Source organism: Frankia sp. CcWB3, from assembly GCF_977927595.1.
This window is the reverse complement of sequence record NZ_CDWRCK010000079.1, coordinates 1-16,065: the sequence shown is the minus strand read 5'-3', so window position 1 is coordinate 16,065 and position 16,065 is coordinate 1. Positions and strand designations below refer to the sequence as shown.

13 protein-coding genes and 1 pseudogene are annotated in these 16,065 nt (G+C 70.7%); 12 read left to right on the top strand and 2 right to left on the bottom strand.

Annotated features, from left to right (window positions below; genetic code table 11):
• Positions 1–233 precede the first annotated feature (233 nt).
• From gatC to leuA, 12 genes and pseudogenes are all read left to right on the top strand, one after another.
• Positions 234–530: an Asp-tRNA(Asn)/Glu-tRNA(Gln) amidotransferase subunit GatC gene (gene gatC / locus ACY5KJ_RS08605; RefSeq protein ID WP_462188741.1), complete on the top strand. Its 297-nt coding sequence runs from the start codon at positions 234–236 to the stop codon at positions 528–530.
• Between the two features lie 13 nt (positions 531–543).
• Positions 544–2,070 carry an Asp-tRNA(Asn)/Glu-tRNA(Gln) amidotransferase subunit GatA gene (gene gatA / locus ACY5KJ_RS08600; protein ID WP_462188742.1) on the top strand — a complete coding sequence of 509 codons (1,527 nt, stop codon included), beginning with the start codon at positions 544–546 and terminating at the stop codon, positions 2,068–2,070.
• 94 nt (positions 2,071–2,164) lie between these two features.
• Complete coding sequence (locus ACY5KJ_RS08595) at positions 2,165–2,359, top strand: hypothetical protein (RefSeq protein WP_462188743.1); 195 nt, start codon at positions 2,165–2,167, stop codon at positions 2,357–2,359.
• Between the two features lie 12 nt (positions 2,360–2,371).
• Positions 2,372–3,889 (top strand): Asp-tRNA(Asn)/Glu-tRNA(Gln) amidotransferase subunit GatB, encoded by a 1,518-nt coding sequence (gene gatB / locus ACY5KJ_RS08590; RefSeq protein ID WP_462188745.1) that lies wholly within the window; start codon positions 2,372–2,374, stop codon positions 3,887–3,889.
• A 317-nt stretch (positions 3,890–4,206) separates the two neighbouring features.
• The gene (locus ACY5KJ_RS08585) at positions 4,207–5,898 is read left to right on the top strand and encodes a penicillin-binding transpeptidase domain-containing protein (RefSeq protein ID WP_462188747.1); all 1,692 of its coding nucleotides are present in this window, start codon (positions 4,207–4,209) and stop codon (positions 5,896–5,898) included.
• 326 nt (positions 5,899–6,224) lie between these two features.
• Complete coding sequence (locus ACY5KJ_RS08580) at positions 6,225–8,051, top strand: acetolactate synthase large subunit (RefSeq protein ID WP_462203135.1); 1,827 nt, start codon at positions 6,225–6,227, stop codon at positions 8,049–8,051.
• Positions 8,051–8,575 carry an acetolactate synthase small subunit gene (gene ilvN / locus ACY5KJ_RS08575; protein WP_462187989.1) on the top strand — a complete coding sequence of 175 codons (525 nt, stop codon included), beginning with the start codon at positions 8,051–8,053 and terminating at the stop codon, positions 8,573–8,575. Before ACY5KJ_RS08580 ends, ilvN begins: the two co-directional genes overlap by 1 nt.
• A 53-nt stretch (positions 8,576–8,628) precedes the next feature.
• The gene (gene ilvC, locus ACY5KJ_RS08570; protein ID WP_462203134.1) at positions 8,629–9,618 is read left to right on the top strand and encodes a ketol-acid reductoisomerase; all 990 of its coding nucleotides are present in this window, start codon (positions 8,629–8,631) and stop codon (positions 9,616–9,618) included.
• A 318-nt stretch (positions 9,619–9,936) separates the two neighbouring features.
• Positions 9,937–11,526, top strand: coding sequence for a phosphoglycerate dehydrogenase (serA, locus tag ACY5KJ_RS08565; protein WP_462187992.1), 1,590 nt, complete (start codon positions 9,937–9,939; stop codon positions 11,524–11,526).
• A gap of 72 nt (positions 11,527–11,598) precedes the next feature.
• Positions 11,599–11,829, top strand: a pseudogene (locus ACY5KJ_RS08560) (SCO2583/SCO2584 N-terminal domain-containing protein); the annotation flags it as partial.
• A 138-nt stretch (positions 11,830–11,967) separates the two neighbouring features.
• Entirely contained in the window at positions 11,968–12,600 is a 633-nt protein-coding gene (locus ACY5KJ_RS08555; RefSeq protein WP_462188000.1) for a septum formation family protein, read from the top strand.
• Between the two features lie 239 nt (positions 12,601–12,839).
• A complete protein-coding gene (leuA, locus tag ACY5KJ_RS08550; RefSeq protein ID WP_462187993.1) occupies positions 12,840–14,600 on the top strand; it encodes a 2-isopropylmalate synthase in 1,761 nt (586 codons plus the stop codon).
• A 118-nt stretch (positions 14,601–14,718) separates the two neighbouring features.
• Here leuA and ACY5KJ_RS08545 read toward each other — a convergent pair whose 3' ends face one another.
• Together ACY5KJ_RS08545 and ACY5KJ_RS08540 are read right to left on the bottom strand one after the other, a co-directional pair.
• The gene (locus ACY5KJ_RS08545) at positions 14,719–14,913 is read right to left on the bottom strand and encodes a DUF1059 domain-containing protein (RefSeq protein ID WP_462187994.1); all 195 of its coding nucleotides are present in this window, start codon (positions 14,911–14,913) and stop codon (positions 14,719–14,721) included.
• Between the two features lie 98 nt (positions 14,914–15,011).
• The coding region (locus tag ACY5KJ_RS08540; protein WP_462203133.1) for an EAL domain-containing protein at positions 15,012–16,065 on the bottom strand (1,054 nt) is incomplete at its 5' end.

The following is a 16,065-nucleotide window of genomic DNA, read 5'->3' as shown; positions in this document are numbered from 1 at the left end:
TCGGGTTGGAGTACTAGGCCAGGGGAGCGGCGGGGGGCGGCGGCCCGCGGGGGTCCCGCCGCGGCCCGTACGATGACATCACGTCGACGCGGCGATGCGTCCGGTCCCGATCGTCCGCCCGGGGCGCCCCAGGGGTGCATCCGGCCTCTCCCGGTTCCGGTTCCCGCATCCGTCGCGGCGCCCAGGACCAGTCACGGGCCCCGTGCCCACCGCCTACGAAGGGGCCACACGCCATGGCGATCACTCGGGGCGAGGTGGCTCACCTCGCCCGCTTGGCGCGGGTGTCGGTGACCGGCGACGAGCTCGACGCGCTGGCACCGCAGCTCGAGGCGATCCTGTCCGCGGTCGCCCGAGTCTCCGAGATCGCCGCCGCGGACATCCCGCCGACCAGCCACGCCGTGCCGTTGACCAACGTCTTCCGGCCGGACACCATCTGCCCGTCGCTGCCCGTCACCGAGGCCCTGGCCGGTGCCCCCGCCACCGAGGACGGGCGGTTCCGGGTGCCCCGCATCCTCGATCCGGACGAATGAGGTCGCCGCCCGCATGACGGAGAACATGACGGAGAACCCGACACCTCCCGGCACGACCGACGTCGTGCGCCTGTCCGCCGCCGCGACGGCGGCCGCGATCGCCGCCGGCAGGCTGAGCGCCGTCGAGGCGACCCGGGCGGCGTTGGACCGCATCGCCAAGGTCGACGAGACCGTCCACGCCTTCCTGCACGTGGACGCCGACGGCGTGCTCGCCGCGGCCCGGTCGGTCGACGACCGGCGCGCGGCCGGGGAGCGCCTCGGGCCGCTCGCCGGGGTGCCGTTGGCGCTCAAGGACGTCTTCACCACCCGAGGGATGCCCACCACCTGCGGCAGCCGCATCCTTGAGGGCTGGCACCCCCCGTACGACGCCACGGTGGTGAGCCGGCTGCGGGCCGCGGACGTCGTCCTGCTGGGTAAGGCCAACATGGACGAGTTCGCCATGGGCTCGTCAACCGAGAACTCGGCGTTCGGGCCGACCCGCAACCCCTGGGATGTCACCCGCATCCCCGGCGGCAGCAGCGGCGGCAGCGCCGCGGCCGTCGCCGCCTTCGAGGCGCCGCTCGCCCTCGGCACCGACACGGGCGGTTCCATCCGTCAGCCGGCCGCCGTCTGCGGTCTGGTCGGGGTCAAGCCCACCTACGGCGGGGTCAGCCGCTACGGGCTGGTCGCCTTCTCCAGCTCGCTGGACCAGGCCGGCCCGCTGGCCCGCACGGTGACCGACGCGGCGTTGCTGCACGCCGCGATTGCCGGCCACGATCCTCTGGACTCCACGAGCGTCGACGCGCCGGTTCCCGCGGTCGTGGCGGCGGCACGGCAGCGCGACATCCGCGGTATGCGGGTCGGCGTGGTCCGCGAGTTCGCCGGCGACGGGTACGACCCGGGGGTCGAGGCCGCCTTCGCTGCCGCGGTCGAGGCGCTGACGGGCCTGGGCGCCCAGGTCATCGAGGTGAGCTGCCCGCACTTCAGCTACGCGCTGCCCGCCTATTACCTGATCGCGCCCAGCGAGTGCTCGTCGAACCTGGCTCGCTTCGACGCGATGCGCTTCGGGCTGCGGATCGGCGACGACGGCCGGGCCGGGGCCGAGGAGGTCATGAGCCGCACCCGCGAGGCCGGTTTCGGCCCGGAGGTGAAGCGGCGGATCATCCTGGGCACCTACGCCCTGTCCTCGGGGTACTACGACGCCTACTATGGCCAGGCGCAGAAGGTCCGTACGCTGATCAGCCGCGACTTCACCGCCGCGTTCGAGCAGGTCGACGTCCTGGTCTCGCCCACCACCCCGACGCCGGCCTTCCCACTGGGCGCGAAGGTCGATGATCCGGTGGCCATGTACCTGTCGGACCTGTGCACGATCCCGTCCAACCTCGCGGGCGGCCCGGCGATGAGCCTGCCGTCTGGGCTCGTGGACGGGCTGCCGGTGGGTATCCAGATCATGGCGCCGCCGTTCGCCGACGACCGGCTCTACCGGGTCGGCGGGGCGCTGGAGGAGGCGTTGGACGCCGAACGCGGCCATCCGCTGCTCGACGAGGTCCCGGCGCTGTGAGCGGGCGCCCGGCGGTCTCGCGGGTCATCCGTGTTCCGGGGGTGGCGGCCGCGGTGACGGGCCGCCGGCCGCGAGGGAAGGGCGGGAAACGGCGATGGTGAGCCTGCGCAGCGGCCGGCAGGACCGGTTCCTGGTGGGCGTGGTGTGGCTGCTCACCGTGCTGGTGCTGGGCCTCGGTATCGCCACGCTCAACCCGGTCCTGCTCCTCTGGGGAGTGCTCGGCCTACCGGCCGCGGTGTTCCTCACCTACGTGCACGTCCGCGACACCCGCCCACCCAGCGACCCATGAGGAGTTCATCCGGTGAGCACAGTGGCTCCCGCCGGCGCGCTGCCGTCCTACTCCGACGTTCTGGCCTGCTACGAGCCGGTGATCGGCTTGGAGACGCACGTCGAACTTGGCACCGCTTCCAAAATGTTCTGCGGCTGCGCGACGGCCTTCGGTGCCGAGCCTAACACCCAGGTCTGCCCGGTGTGCCTCGGGCTGCCGGGTTCCCTGCCGGTGGTGAACGAGGCGGCGGTGCGTTTCGCGGTCATGATCGGACTCGCGTTGCACTGTGAGACCGCGTCGTGGTGCCGGTTCGCGCGCAAGAACTACTTCTATCCCGACATGCCGAAGAACTTCCAGATCAGCCAGTACGACGAGCCGCTGTGCACGAACGGCTGGCTCGACGTGGAGGTCGAGGGCGAGGTGCACCGGGTGGGCATCACCCGGGTGCACATGGAGGAGGACACCGGCAAGTCGCTGCACGTCGGCGGCGCCACCGGCCGCATCCACGGCGCCACCCACTCGCTGGTCGACTACAACCGGGCCGGCATCCCGCTCGTGGAGATCGTGACCGAACCGGACGTGCGTTCCCCCGAGGTGGCCCGGGCCTACGTGGACGAGTTGCGGGAACTGATCCGGGCGCTCGGCGTCTCCGACGTCCGGATGGAGCAGGGATCGCTGCGCTGCGACGCCAACGTCTCGCTGCGCCCGCGGCCGGCGCCCGGCGGCCCGGACGCTCCCTTCGGTACCCGCACCGAGACGAAGAACCTCAATTCGCTGCGGTCGGTGGAACGCGCGGTGCGCTACGAGATCACCCGGCAGGTCGCGTTGCTCGACGACGGCCAGCGCATCATCCAGGAGACCCGCCACTTCGACGAGGCGTCGGGCCGCACCTCGTCGGGCCGGTCCAAGGAGGAGGCCACCGACTACCGGTACTTCCCGGAGCCGGACCTCACCCCGTTGGCCCTGCCTGCGGAATACGTCGAGCGGCTGCGGGCTGGCCTGCCGGAGCTGCCCGCGGCGCGCCGGGCCCGGCTGATCGCCGAGCACGGCTACACCGCGCGGGATCTGCAGGACCTGCGCAATGCCGCGGTCCTCGACCTGGTCGAGGAGACCGTCGCCGCCGGCGCGGCCCCGGCGACCGCCCGTAAGTGGTGGCTCAACGAGCTGGCCAGGCGTGCCTCGGACGCCGGTCTCCAGCCGCGCGATCTTAAGATCACCCCGGCCGATGTCGCCCGGATCACCGCGCTGGTGGCCGCGGGTGAGCTCACCGACGCGCTGGCCCGCAAGGTCATCGACGGGGTGCTCGCCGGTGAGGGCGCGCCCGACGAGGTGATCGCCGGCCGTGGGCTGGCGATCGTCGCGGACGACGGCGCGCTCACTGCGGCCGTCGACGCGGCGCTCCTCGGCGCCCCCGACATCGCCGAGAAGGTCCGCGGCGGCAAGGTGAACGCCGTCGGCCCGCTGGTGGGCGCGGTGATGAAAGCGATGAAGGGCCAGGCGGACGCGGCGACCGTGCGGCGACTGCTGCTGGAGCGCCTCGGCATCTCCTGACACCGCTTCCCGGCCCTCGCCTTCCCCTGCCCTCGCTTTCCCGGCCCTCGCCCGCCCGATCCCCGATTTGTCGTATTTCAGATGGTTCGCAGGTTTTAGCGCCGTTTGTTCGAGAAACGTCCGACCGGTCGCCGCTGCCCCCGTGCCGTGGGTTGCCCGTCCGTGATCCGAGCTCGGGAGGACCACGTTCTCCCGCCGTGTCGGACCCGCGTGTCGGGTTGCCGACGTCGTACGGCGCGTCGGATGCGAAGAGCCGGAGGCCTCCATAGGGTGGGTCTCCCATCGGGGTGTCACGATCGAGGGGAGAGCGTGCCGCCGTGCCCCTTACACCTTCCGGGTTCACTGCGTCAACCTCCCGCCGCCGGGGCCGGGGCCGCCGGACGGCGATCATCGTCGCGGTCGTCGTCGTCCTGCTGGCCGTCGCCGGCGGCGTCGGCTACGTCCTGAACAACCGCGCCGCCGACCGCGCCGCCGACCGGAAGGTCCAGGCTGCGGCCGACTCCTACCTGGCGGGCTGGCGGGCGCTGACGACTTCCGGTGGGACGGCGACCCCCGGCTCCGCGGCTGTCACCGCCGTCTCCACGCCCGGGAGCATCGACGTCGCGCGCCTGGTGGGCACGATGGCCGAGGTGCGTGACCGCCTGCTCGTCACAGCGGCTACGTTCACCCCGGGCGCGATCAGCCGCGGCGGCGAGACGGCGACCGTGCCGTACCTGGCCAGGCTCACGCTCTCCGGTCTGCCGACGCCGCTGGAGTACACCGGGGCGCTGCATCTCGTCTCGACCGGCGGCGGGTGGCGAGTGAAGGCTGATCCGGTCTCGGTGCATCCGGCCCTGCGCCCAGGGTTGCACCTGGACCGGACCGCCTCCACGGGTAAGCGGGGGGACCTGCTCGACGTGGCGGGCCAGCCGCTACGGGACTCCTCCGACCTGGCGGGCAACCTCGTCGGTCGAACGGCGCCGCTGTCCGGGTTGCAGCGGGTGTACGACGGCCGGCTGCGGGCGCAGGGCGGCGCGGTCGTCGTGCGGGACGCGAAGAACGCGACCGTGCAGACGCTGCACACCTATCCGATGACCGACGGCGAGGCGATCCGCACCACGATCGACTTGCGGGTCCAGCAGGCCGCCGAGGCGGCCCTGGCCACCGCGGCCCGCCCGACCGGGGCGATGGTCGCGATCGACACCCGCACCGGCGCCATCCTGGCCCTGGCCAACCATCCGCCCAGCGGGTCGAGCCGGGCTGTCCGGGGCAAGTACCCACCGGGTTCCATCTTCAAGATCGTGACGGCCACCGCCGCGCTGATGAACGGCAAGGCGCCGGACACGTCCCTGGACTGCACCCAGACGGTCAGCGTCGGCGGGCGGACCTTCCAGAACGCCGAGGCCGAGCAGTTCGGCCCCATCCCGCTGCGGACCGCGTTCGCCAGGAGCTGCAACACCGCGTTCATCCGGCTGGAGGAGTCACTCCCGGACGGCGCGCTGGAGAAGGCCGCCCAGCTCTACGGCTTCGACGGCCGCCCACCGCTGGATATCGCCAGCGTCGGGGGGATCTTCCCGACCCCGCGCGACGCGGTCGAGTCGGCGTCGGCGTCGATCGGCCAGGCCCGCATCGAGGTCTCCCCGCTGCAGATGGCGAGCGTCACCGCGGCGGTCGCGAGCGGTACCTGGCACCAGCCGTTCGTCGTCGGCCAGTCGGCGCGCAGCAACCCCATCCCGCCCGTGGTGCTGCCCCCGCTGCGGGACTTCATGCGGGCGGTCGTCACCGAGGGCACCGCCGCGAAGGTCCCGATGCCCGGCGAGGCCTTCGGGAAGACCGGCACCGCCGAGTACAAGGACGGCAACCCGCCGCCGACCCATGCGTGGTTCGTCGGCTACCGGGGCGACGTGGCCTTCGCGGTGGTCGTCGAGGACGGCGGCTTCGGCGCGGAGACGGCCGCGCCGGTCGCGGCTAGGTTCCTCACCGCGTTGGACGGTGGCGAGATCGGTGCGCCCGGCTCCGGCGGGCAATGACCTGGCTGGCCCCGGTGCCCGGCTGGCCCCGTGCCCGGCGATGCTTGACGTGGGGCGGGAACTCCGGCAGGGTAGAGCTGTGCTTCTCGGGACTCTCGTACGCTCAGAGCGCGCATAGTCGGCTACGTCGACCTGTGCGCCGCCCCTCAGTGCCTCTCGGCACGAGGGGCTTTTTCGTGCAGTGAGTACTGCTTCGTGCCAAGCCTGCGTGGTCGTGCTCAGCTGGCAGAGCCGTGCCCGGCGGGCCCGGTCCCGCCGGTCCCGCAATGCCAGCCGAGATCGCCACGCGTCACGCACATCCCCGGCCTGTCAAGGAAGACGACCAGATGACACGAAAGATCACCGGAGCCCAGTCGCTCGTCCACTCCCTTGAAGCGGTCGGAGCCGATGTGGTCTTCGGCATCCCCGGCGGTGCGATCCTGCCCGCCTATGATCCACTGTTCGACTCCACCCGGGTGCGGCATGTCCTCGTCCGGCACGAGCAGGGCGCGGGTCATGCGGCCGAGGGGTACGCGCAGGCCACCGGGCGGGTCGGGGTGTGCATGGCGACGTCGGGGCCGGGGGCGACCAACCTGGTGACCCCGATCGCCGACGCCTACATGGACTCGGTGCCGATCGTGGCCGTCACCGGGCAGGTCCCCAGCGCCTCGATCGGGACCGACGCCTTCCAGGAGGCGGACATCTGCGGCATCACTCTGCCGATCACCAAGCACAACTTTCTGGTCCAGTCCGCCGACGACATCCCGCGGATCATTGCGGAGGCGTTCCACCTGGCGGCGACGGGCCGGCCCGGACCGGTGCTCGTCGACCTGCCCAAGGACATCCTGCAGTCGGTCACCTCCGTGCTGCCGCACGATGTCTGGCCGCCGGCCCTCGACCTGCCCGGTTATCGTCCGGTCACCCGCCCGCACGGCAAGCAGGTGCGTGAGGCGGCGAAGATGATCAGCGATGCCCGGCGCCCGGTGCTCTATGTCGGCGGGGGAGTGCTCAGAGCCCGCGCTGCCGCGGAGCTGCGGACGCTGGCGGAGCTCACCGGCATCCCGGTGGTCACCACTCTCATGGCCCGCGGCGCCTTCCCCGACTCCCATCCCCAGCACCTGGGCATGCCCGGTATGCACGGGTCGGTCGCCGCGGTGACCGCGCTGCAGAAGGCGGACCTGCTGATCACTCTCGGGGCCCGCTTCGACGACCGGGTGACCGGCAGGCTGGCCTCCTTCGCGCCCGGTGCCGCGGTCATTCACGCCGACATCGACCCGGCCGAGATCGGCAAGAACCGGACCGCGGACGTGCCGATCGTCGGTGACTGCCGTGACGTGATCAACGAGCTCGTCGCCGCGCTCGTCCTGGAGGAGCGGCCGGACCTCGCCGCCTGGTGGCGGGCGCTGGACGGCTGGCGCCGGACCTACCCGCTGGGCTACGACCAGCCGGCCGACGGCTCGCTGGCCCCGCAGTACGTCATCGAGCGGCTCGGGAAGATCGCGGGACCGGAGACCATCTTCGCCGCCGGCGTCGGGCAGCACCAGATGTGGGCCGCGCAGTTCATCTCCTACGAGAACCCCTACACCTGGCTGAACTCCGGCGGCGCCGGCACGATGGGCTACGCCGTGCCGGCCGCGATGGGCGCCAAGGTCGGCCGCCCCGACGCCACGGTGTGGGCCGTCGACGGTGACGGCTGCTTCCAGATGACCAACCAGGAGCTTGCGACCTGCGCGCTGGAGGGGATCCCCATCAAGGTTGCCGTCATCAACAACGGGTCGCTCGGCATGGTCCGCCAGTGGCAGACCCTGTTCTACGACAAGCGGTACTCCAACACGGAGCTCGGGACGCACCCGGACTCCCCGCGGACCGGCGGCGCAGGGGCGTCTGGGCGGGGCGCAGCCGCGTCCAGGAGGGTGCGGGTGCCCGACTTCGTCCGGCTGGCCGAGGCGTTGGGCTGCGTCGGGCTGCGTTGCGAGACGGCGGCGGATGTCGACGCGACGATCGAGAAGGCGATGGCGATCGACGACGCCCCGGTCGTGGTGGACTTCGTCGTGCATCCCGACGCCATGGTGTGGCCGATGGTCGCCGCCGGCGCCAGCAACGACGACATCCGCATCGCGCGCGACACGGCGCCGGACTTCGACTACTCCGGCGACGCCGAGGTGAACCTCTGATGACCCGCCACACCCTGTCCGTGCTGGTGGAGAACAAGCCCGGGGTGCTGGCCCGGGTCTCGGGCCTGTTCTCCCGGCGCGGGTTCAACATCGAGTCACTCGCGGTCGGGCCGACCGAGCAGCCCGACATCTCCCGGATGACGATCGTCGTCGTCGTGGAGGACCTGCCGCTGGAACAGGTGACCAAGCAACTTAACAAGCTGATCAATGTTTTGAAGATCGTCGAGATGGATACCTCCGCCTCGGTGCAACGTGAGCTGATGCTCGTGAAGGTGCGCGCCGACCTGTCGGTGCGGTCCCAGGTCCTCGAGACGGTCGCTCTGTTCCGTGCCAAGGTGGTCGACGTCGCCCAGGACGCCGTCACCATCGAGGCGACGGGAACCCGCGACAAGCTGGACGCCCTCATCCGCATGCTGGAGCCGTTCGGAATCCGGGAACTGGTCCAGTCCGGCCTGGTGGCACTCGGCCGCGGATCGCGTTCGATCACCGATCGCAGCCTGCGAGCGGTCGACCGCCCGGCCTGACCGGGACCGTCGCGCGTCTTTTTCCTATCCACTCAACGAGGAGATTCCCTACGATGGTCGAGATCTACTACGACGACGACGCCTCGCTGGACGTCTTGGCCGACCGTAAGGTCGCCGTCATCGGCTACGGCAGCCAGGGCCACGCGCACGCGCTGAACCTGCGCGACAGTGGCGTCGACGTGCGGGTCGGCCTGCCGGCGGACAGCCGCAGCCGGGCCAGGGCCGAGGAGGAGGGCCTGCGGGTCCTCACCCCGGCGGAGGCGTCCGCCGAGGCCGACATCATCATGCTGCTCACCCCGGACACCACCCATCGCACGATCTACGCGGAGTCCATCGCCCCGCACCTCACCGCGGGCAAGGCGCTGGCGTTCGGGCACGGCTTCAACATCCGCTACGGGCTCATCGAGCCGCCGGCCGGCGTCGACGTGTTCATGGTCGCTCCAAAGGGGCCGGGTCACCTGGTACGGCGGGTCTTCGAGGAGGGCAAGGGCGTTCCCGTCCTCGTCGCGGTGGAGGCCGACGCGAGCGGCAACGCGCTGGCCGTCGCGCTGGCCTACGCCAAGGGCATCGGTGGCACTCGGGCCGGTGCGCTGAGGACCACCTTCACCGAGGAGACCGAGACCGACCTGTTCGGCGAGCAGGCCGTGCTCTGCGGCGGCGCCAGCGCGCTCGTGCAGGCCGGCTTCGAGACCCTCGTCGAGGCGGGCTACACCCCGGAGGTCGCGTACTTCGAGTGCCTGCACGAGCTCAAGCTCATCGTCGACCTGATGTACGAGGGCGGCATCTCCCAGATGCGGTACTCGATCTCGGACACCGCGGAGTACGGCGATGTCACGCGCGGCCCGCGCGTCATCACCCCCGCGGTGAAGGCCGAGATGCGCAAGATCCTTGACGAGATCCGCGACGGCACGTTCGCTCGTGAGTGGGTGGCCGAGGACGACAACGGTCGGCCGAACTTCACCAAGCTCGTGGCGGAGGGCAAGCAGCACCCGATCGAGCAGGTCGGTGCGAAGCTCCGGCCGATGATGTCCTGGATCGCCTGATGTCCTGGATCGCCAGGTAGATCCCGCGGGTCGTCGGGCGGATCGTGCCCTCTCGGGGGCGGCCGTGGTGCGCTGCCGCCGTCCCCGGGTGCGTGCCGTCCCCAGGTGCGTGCCGTCTCCGTCCCGGTGCCGGGCACGCCGTCGCCGTCGGTCGGCGGAAAGGGTTCGGAGTCCACGGCGGGCGTCGGTAGGCTGGGCCCGCCGCGTCGTGCGGTGCCCGCAGTATCCACGTTCATCATCGCCAGGCCGAAGGCCACGTGATCACGCCTCGTTCCGCGTCGCCTCCCGGTCTGACCCGAGGTCGCTAGGAGAGGTCCAGTGCCTGTCGTACTCGTTGCCGAGGAGCTCTCACCGGCCGGGCTGGAGGTGCTGTCCGGGGACTTCGAGGTTCGTCACGTCGACGGTGCCGACCGGTCCGCGTTGCTGCCCGCCATCGCCGACGTCGACGCCGTGATCGTCCGGTCGGCCACCAAGATCGACGCCGAGGTGCTCGCCGCCGCGGGAAAGCTCAAGGTCGTCGCCCGGGCCGGCATCGGGCTGGACAACGTCGACGTCGCCGCCGCCACCCAGCGCGGTGTCATGGTGGTCAACGCGCCGCAGTCGAACATCGTCAGTGCGGCCGAGCACGCGATCGCGCTGCTGCTCGCCGTCGCCCGGCGGGTTCCCGCGGCCAACGAGGCACTGCGCGGCGGCGAGTGGAAGCGCTCGAAGTACGTCGGTGTCGAACTCGTGGAGAAGACGGCCGGCGTCGTCGGCCTCGGGCGGATCGGCGTGCTCGTGGCGCAGCGGCTCGCCGGCTTCGGGATGAAGGTCATTGCCTACGACCCGTACGTGTCGGTGGCCCGTGCCGCGCAGCACGGCGTGACCCTCGTCGACCTCGACGAGCTGCTTCGGCAGAGTGACATGATCACGATTCATCTGCCCAAGACGCCGGAGACGCTCGGTCTGATCGGCACCGACGAGCTGGCCCGGACCAAGCCCGGTGTCATCATCGTCAACGCGGCGCGCGGCGGCCTTGTTGACGAGGCGGCGCTTGCCGAGGTGGTCCGCTCCGGTCAGGTCGGCGGCGCGGGCATCGACGTCTTCGCCAAGGAGCCCACGACGGCCTCCCCGCTGTTCGGGCTCGACAACGTCGTCGTCACCCCCCACCTCGGCGCGTCCACCCAGGAGGCGCAGGACAAGGCCGGGCTCGCCGTCGCCCGCTCGGTGCGGCTGGCGCTGCAGGGCGAGTTCGTGCCTGACGCGGTCAACGTGCAGGCCGGTGGCGTCGTGGCCGAGGACCTCCGGCCGGGTCTTCCGCTCGCGGAGAAGCTCGGGCAGCTCTTCTCCGGCCTCGCGGGCAGCCTGGCCGCGGCGATCACCGTCGAGGTGCGCGGCGAGATCGCCGTGCACGACGTCTCGGTGTTGCAGCTCGCGGTGCTCAAGGGCGTGTTCACCGATGTGACCGAGGAGCAGGTCACCTACGTCAACGCACCGCTGCTGGCCAAGGAGCGCGGGGTCGACGTGGCCCTGGAGACCGCCGAGGACAGCCCCGACTATCACAACCTCGTGACTGTGCGAGGAGTCCTCGCCGATGGCACGCCCGTATCGGTGAGCGGCACGCTTGTCGGCTCGCGGCAGGTCGAGAAGATCACCGCGATCGACGGGTTCGAGGTCGACATCCGGCCCGAGGCGCATCTGGCGTTCTTCCGCTACGAGGACCGGCCGGGGATCGTCGGCGCGGTCGGTGCCCTGCTCGGCGAGGCGCACATCAACATCGCCAGTGCGCAGGTCAGCCGCCTGCAGGCCGGCGGCGAGGCGTTGATGTCGCTGTCGCTCGACGACGCGGTCGCCCCCGACATCCTGGCCGAGATCGCGAAGATCATCGGCGCGTCCTACGCCAGGGCCGTGAGCATCAGCAGCGAATGACTCCTGGGGGAGCCGTGGGGGCCTTCGGCGGTCCGGGGTGTTCCTCGGGTTGCCGTGGATTACCTGGGCTGGATGGGGTTTACCAGGGACACCTGCGGGCGATCCAACGGTAGGCGGTCGATTGGGTACGGGTGGCGGTGGCGTGGGGACGTGATCCAGGTGATCTTTCCGTGGAACGCGCGCCGTAGTCGTGGTGTCGGGTTTACCATGGCTAGTATGGCGTCGCGGCATCAGGACCCGTTCGAGGGGCTTCGCCTGGATGAGCGATTCGTCCGCGGAGCCCGGTTTCTCGAACCGTCCGCGGCCGAGCGCAGCCGGCAGCACGGCCGGCCGGCTTCCAGTCGCTGTCAGGTCGTCCCAGCTCCCCGGGGTCTGCCCGGCTTTTTCCATCGGCTGGTGGCGCCGCCCAGACCGCCGGGCCGCCCCCGCCAGATCGCGAGGATGGTCACGTTCTTGGCCATCATCGTCGGGATGATCACCATCACCGTCGTCGCCCTGCGGCAGACGGCGAACCGGACCAGTCCGACCGCTGCACGGCTGGCGCCGACCACGTCGTCGGGGTCCTCTGTGGCCGCCACCAGGCAGACCGCCGTACCGGCTGCCACCGGCGCGCTGACCGGTCCCCCCGCCGGCTTTGGGCTCAGGCCGGACCTGCTCGCGGCCCTGCGGCCGGGTGACTGCCTGAACTGGACCCCCTATCCGGCGGGCTCGCTCGCCTCGGTCGATCCGGTGGTGCCCGTCCGGGTGAGCTGCGGGGAGCCCCACATCGACGAGGTCACCCGGATGGTCGACCTGGCGGTGCTCTTCCAGCGTTGGCCTGGCGCGTCGGCGATCGCCGAGGTGACGGACGAGCGATGTGCCGGAGCACTGCGCGAGTTCGCCGGAGCCGTCGACAGCACTCCGCACCGTACCGCCGGCACGATCTACCCGTCCGAACCCAGCTGGCAGCACGGTGCACACGCAGCCGTGTGCACCGTGCGCACCGGCGACCTGCGGCCCCGCAGCGGTCCGTCCCGTGTCCCCGGCGCCGTCGCAGCACCTGAGTTTCCTCGCGGTCGGCCGAACATCCGGTAACGTTGGTGCGCGATGCGTGCGCTGCTTCTCCTTAGCCGCCGCGGCGGGGCCTGATACCTGAGCTGGCTTCCCCGTCGCGGTGTTTTCGTGTGTCAGCGTCGGGATCCTCGCCATCACGGCGGTCCAGCGTCCAGGTGCGGCCTGACGCTCCTCTGCTGATTCTCCGGCATCCAGTCACCCCCGTCGCGAACCGTGTGATCACGGTCGCGGGGGACTCTTTCGAGGAAGCAGGAGCAGGAATGACCACGCAGCAGCTGTCCGGCATGCCGGTCGAGAAGTATCGTCCGTTCGTCCCCGTCTCACTTCCCGACCGGACCTGGCCCGAGCAGACGATCACTCGTGCCCCGCAGTGGTGCAGTGTCGATCTGCGCGACGGTAACCAGGCACTGATCGACCCGATGACCCCCGCCCGCAAGATGCAGATGTTCGAGCTGCTGGTGGCGATGGGGTACAAGGAGATCGAGGTCGGGTTCCCGGCGGCCAGCCAGACCGACTTCGACTTCATCCGGCAGCTGATCGAATCCGATCGCATCCCGGACGACGTCGTCATCCAGGTCCTGACGCAGGCGCGGGAGGATCTGATCGAGCGCACGGCCGCGTCGCTGGTCGGCGCGGACCGGGCGCTGATCCACCTGTACAACTCGACGTCCACGTTGCAGCGGCGGGTGGTGTTCGGTCTTGATCGGGCTGGGGTGACCGAGATCGCGGTGCAGGGCGCCCGGTGGTGTGCCCAGTACGCCGAGAAACTGCTGGACGGCACCGATGTGCGCTGGCAGTACAGCCCGGAGTCGTTCACCGGCACCGAACTCGACTACGCGGTGGAGGTGTGCGAGGCGGTTATGGACGTGTGGGCGCCGACCCCGCAGCATCCGGTCGTGCTGAACCTGCCGGCGACGGTCGAGATGTCGACCCCGAACGTCTACGCCGACCAGATCGAATGGGTCGGGCGGAACCTGACCCGCCGGGATGCCGTCGTGCTGTCCCTGCACCCGCACAACGACCGGGGCTGCGCGGTCGCCGCTGCGGAGCTGGGTGTGCTGGCCGGCGCCGACCGGGTTGAGGGCTGCCTTTTCGGCAACGGGGAACGGACCGGGAACGTCTGCCTGGTCACGCTGGGGATGAACCTGTTCTCGCAGGGGATCGACCCGATGATCGATTTCTCGGACATCGACGGGATCCGACGCGCGGTGGAGCACTGCAACCAGCTGCCCGTCCATCCCCGTCATCCCTACGGGGGCGACCTCGTCTACACCGCCTTCTCCGGCTCCCATCAGGACGCCATCAAGAAGGGTTTCGAGGCCATGGAGCGCACCGGCCAGATCCGCTGGGAGGTGCCCTACCTGCCGATCGACCCGAAGGACGTCGGCCGCTCCTACGAGGCGGTGATCCGGGTGAACAGTCAGTCCGGCAAGGGAGGGGTGGCATACCTGCTGAAGTCCGAGCACTCCCTGGACCTGCCGCGCCGGCTGCAGATCGAGTTCTCCGGTGTCGTGCAGCGCCACACCGACTCCGAGGGCGGCGAGGTGACGGCCGAGGAACTCTGGACGATTTTCCGCGGCGAGTACTTCCTGGACGGCGCGGAGGGGTCCGGCCTGCTTGAGCTGCTGGGCTCCCGGACGACGGCGGCGTCGGGCGATCGGGACGAGGTCTCCGTCTCGGTCCGTTTCCAGGGGGGGGCCGACACGGTGATCACGGGAACCGGCAGCGGCCCCATTGACGCGTTCGTCGCGGCGCTGGCCAGCCGCGATCTGACCGTGCGGATCCTGGACTACAACGAGCACGCCCTGGGCTCGGGAGCGGATGCGCGAGCGGCCGCGTACCTCGAGGCGGCTGTCGACGACCGGATCTTCTGGGGAGTCGGGATCGACGCCAACATCGTGACGGCGTCCCTGCGGGCCGTGGTGAGTGCCGTGAACCGGGCTGCCCGGGACCGTTCGGTGCCCGCCGCGCGGACGTCAGGGGACGAGGCACAGCCGGCGGCCACGCCTCTGGCCGGCTGACACGCGCCTGCCTGCCCGTCGTGTCGGGCGAGGGCACCCAGCGGAGAACCGGCGGGTGTCCCTCGCCTCGGCTGGTGCCCGCGCGGGCTGGTCGTGGTGGTGGCGCTGGTATCGCTGGTTAGTCGTGGCGGTCCGCCGGTCCCACGTCGTGGATATTCTGGCGGACCTCGTCCAGCATCGACTCCGGGATATCCGTCATAACATGATCAACTCGCGCGTGGGTGTCGACGGAACGGAGAAGATCGTCTTCGGTGGGGGCGACGATGCGCGTCTCGCAGTCGTGCATGATCGCACCACAGTAGAATTGTTTCATGCTCGGGCGCCGGACGGTGATCTCTGCCGACGCGGAATGACTCCTGGTCGCTGGGCTCGGCGACATGAGCGCCTGCGCGGTCCAATAATGGTTTCGCCTCATGTGGACATTTCCGCGAGCCGTAGCATCAGCCGCTCCATCCGTACCAGGCCGAGTGGGCGCCCCATCTCGGTCACGATTATCACGGGATCGAATCGGCTGGCCCGGGCCCGCGTCATGGCTCGACGCGCGACCTCGGTCACCGGCTCCTCGAGCCGCGCGAAAAGCGTCGTGGGAACACGGCGCGGTTCCGTGCCGCCGCCCGGGCCGCCGGACAGATGCAGGGCGACCGGTCGGCATCGGTTGGAGACGATGATGGTGGCTCGAGGCGCCCGGTCACCGTCCGGTCCGGCCGAATCATCGCCGGCCGCGAGACCGTCCCGGTTCCGGGCGGCGCTCATGGGACAGGACGGACAGTCCGCGGACATGGCGCACCGACCGGATTCACCTATGCTGATCGTGACCTGTTCCATCAGGCTCTCGATGCTCGCGGCGTGGTTGCTGCGTTCCGAGAATTGGTGGATACGCCGAGCCACGGTTGGGTCGAGCTGCTGCCAGTCCCGGGAGGGACGCCCGAGCAGGAATCCCTGGCCGAGCGGAACCCCCAGCGCGACCAGCATGCCGAGCTCGTCGAACCGCTCGACCCCCTCCGCGATGACCCAGGCGTTGAGCCGGCTGGCGAAGGTGCCGACCAGCTCGGTGAGGGCGATCTTGACTTGGTCGTCGTCCACGTTGACCACGAGCGAGCGGTCCAGCTTGACGAAGTCGGGGCGGATTCGCGCCAGCTGCCGCAACCCGGCGTAGCCCGAGCCGACGTCGTCCATCGCCACGAACGCACCGAGGTTGCGCAGTGCGCCCGCGGTGGTCGTCAGGCCGGTGGTGGCGTCGAGGTCGACCGCCTCGTTGAGTTCTAGGACCAGGCGCCGCAGGTCCGCGCGCTGCCAGACTGCCGTGACTTCTGGTGTGGTGAGCAGATGGGGCAGGACGTTGACCGCGAGGAAGCAGCGGTCGGGAAGCCGGTCACGCGCCTCCAGCGCGGCGGCGAGGACACGGGCCTCCAACTGGGCCGCGAGCCCGAGCCGGTCCGCCTCGGCGAAGACGAGGTCGGGCGGG

Coding starts and splice junctions, on each gene's coding strand:
- gatC (WP_462188741.1), top strand. CDS start 234: ATGGCGATCACTCGGGGCGAGGTGGCTCACCTCGCCCGCTTGGCGCGG.
- gatA (WP_462188742.1), top strand. CDS start 544: ATGACGGAGAACATGACGGAGAACCCGACACCTCCCGGCACGACCGAC.
- ACY5KJ_RS08595 (WP_462188743.1), top strand. CDS start 2,165: ATGGTGAGCCTGCGCAGCGGCCGGCAGGACCGGTTCCTGGTGGGCGTG.
- ACY5KJ_RS08580 (WP_462203135.1), top strand. CDS start 6,225: ATGACACGAAAGATCACCGGAGCCCAGTCGCTCGTCCACTCCCTTGAA.
- ilvN (WP_462187989.1), top strand. CDS start 8,051: ATGACCCGCCACACCCTGTCCGTGCTGGTGGAGAACAAGCCCGGGGTG.
- ilvC (WP_462203134.1), top strand. CDS start 8,629: ATGGTCGAGATCTACTACGACGACGACGCCTCGCTGGACGTCTTGGCC.
- ACY5KJ_RS08555 (WP_462188000.1), top strand. CDS start 11,968: ATGGTCACGTTCTTGGCCATCATCGTCGGGATGATCACCATCACCGTC.
- leuA (WP_462187993.1), top strand. CDS start 12,840: ATGACCACGCAGCAGCTGTCCGGCATGCCGGTCGAGAAGTATCGTCCG.
- ACY5KJ_RS08545 (WP_462187994.1), bottom strand. CDS start 14,913: ATGAAACAATTCTACTGTGGTGCGATCATGCACGACTGCGAGACGCGC.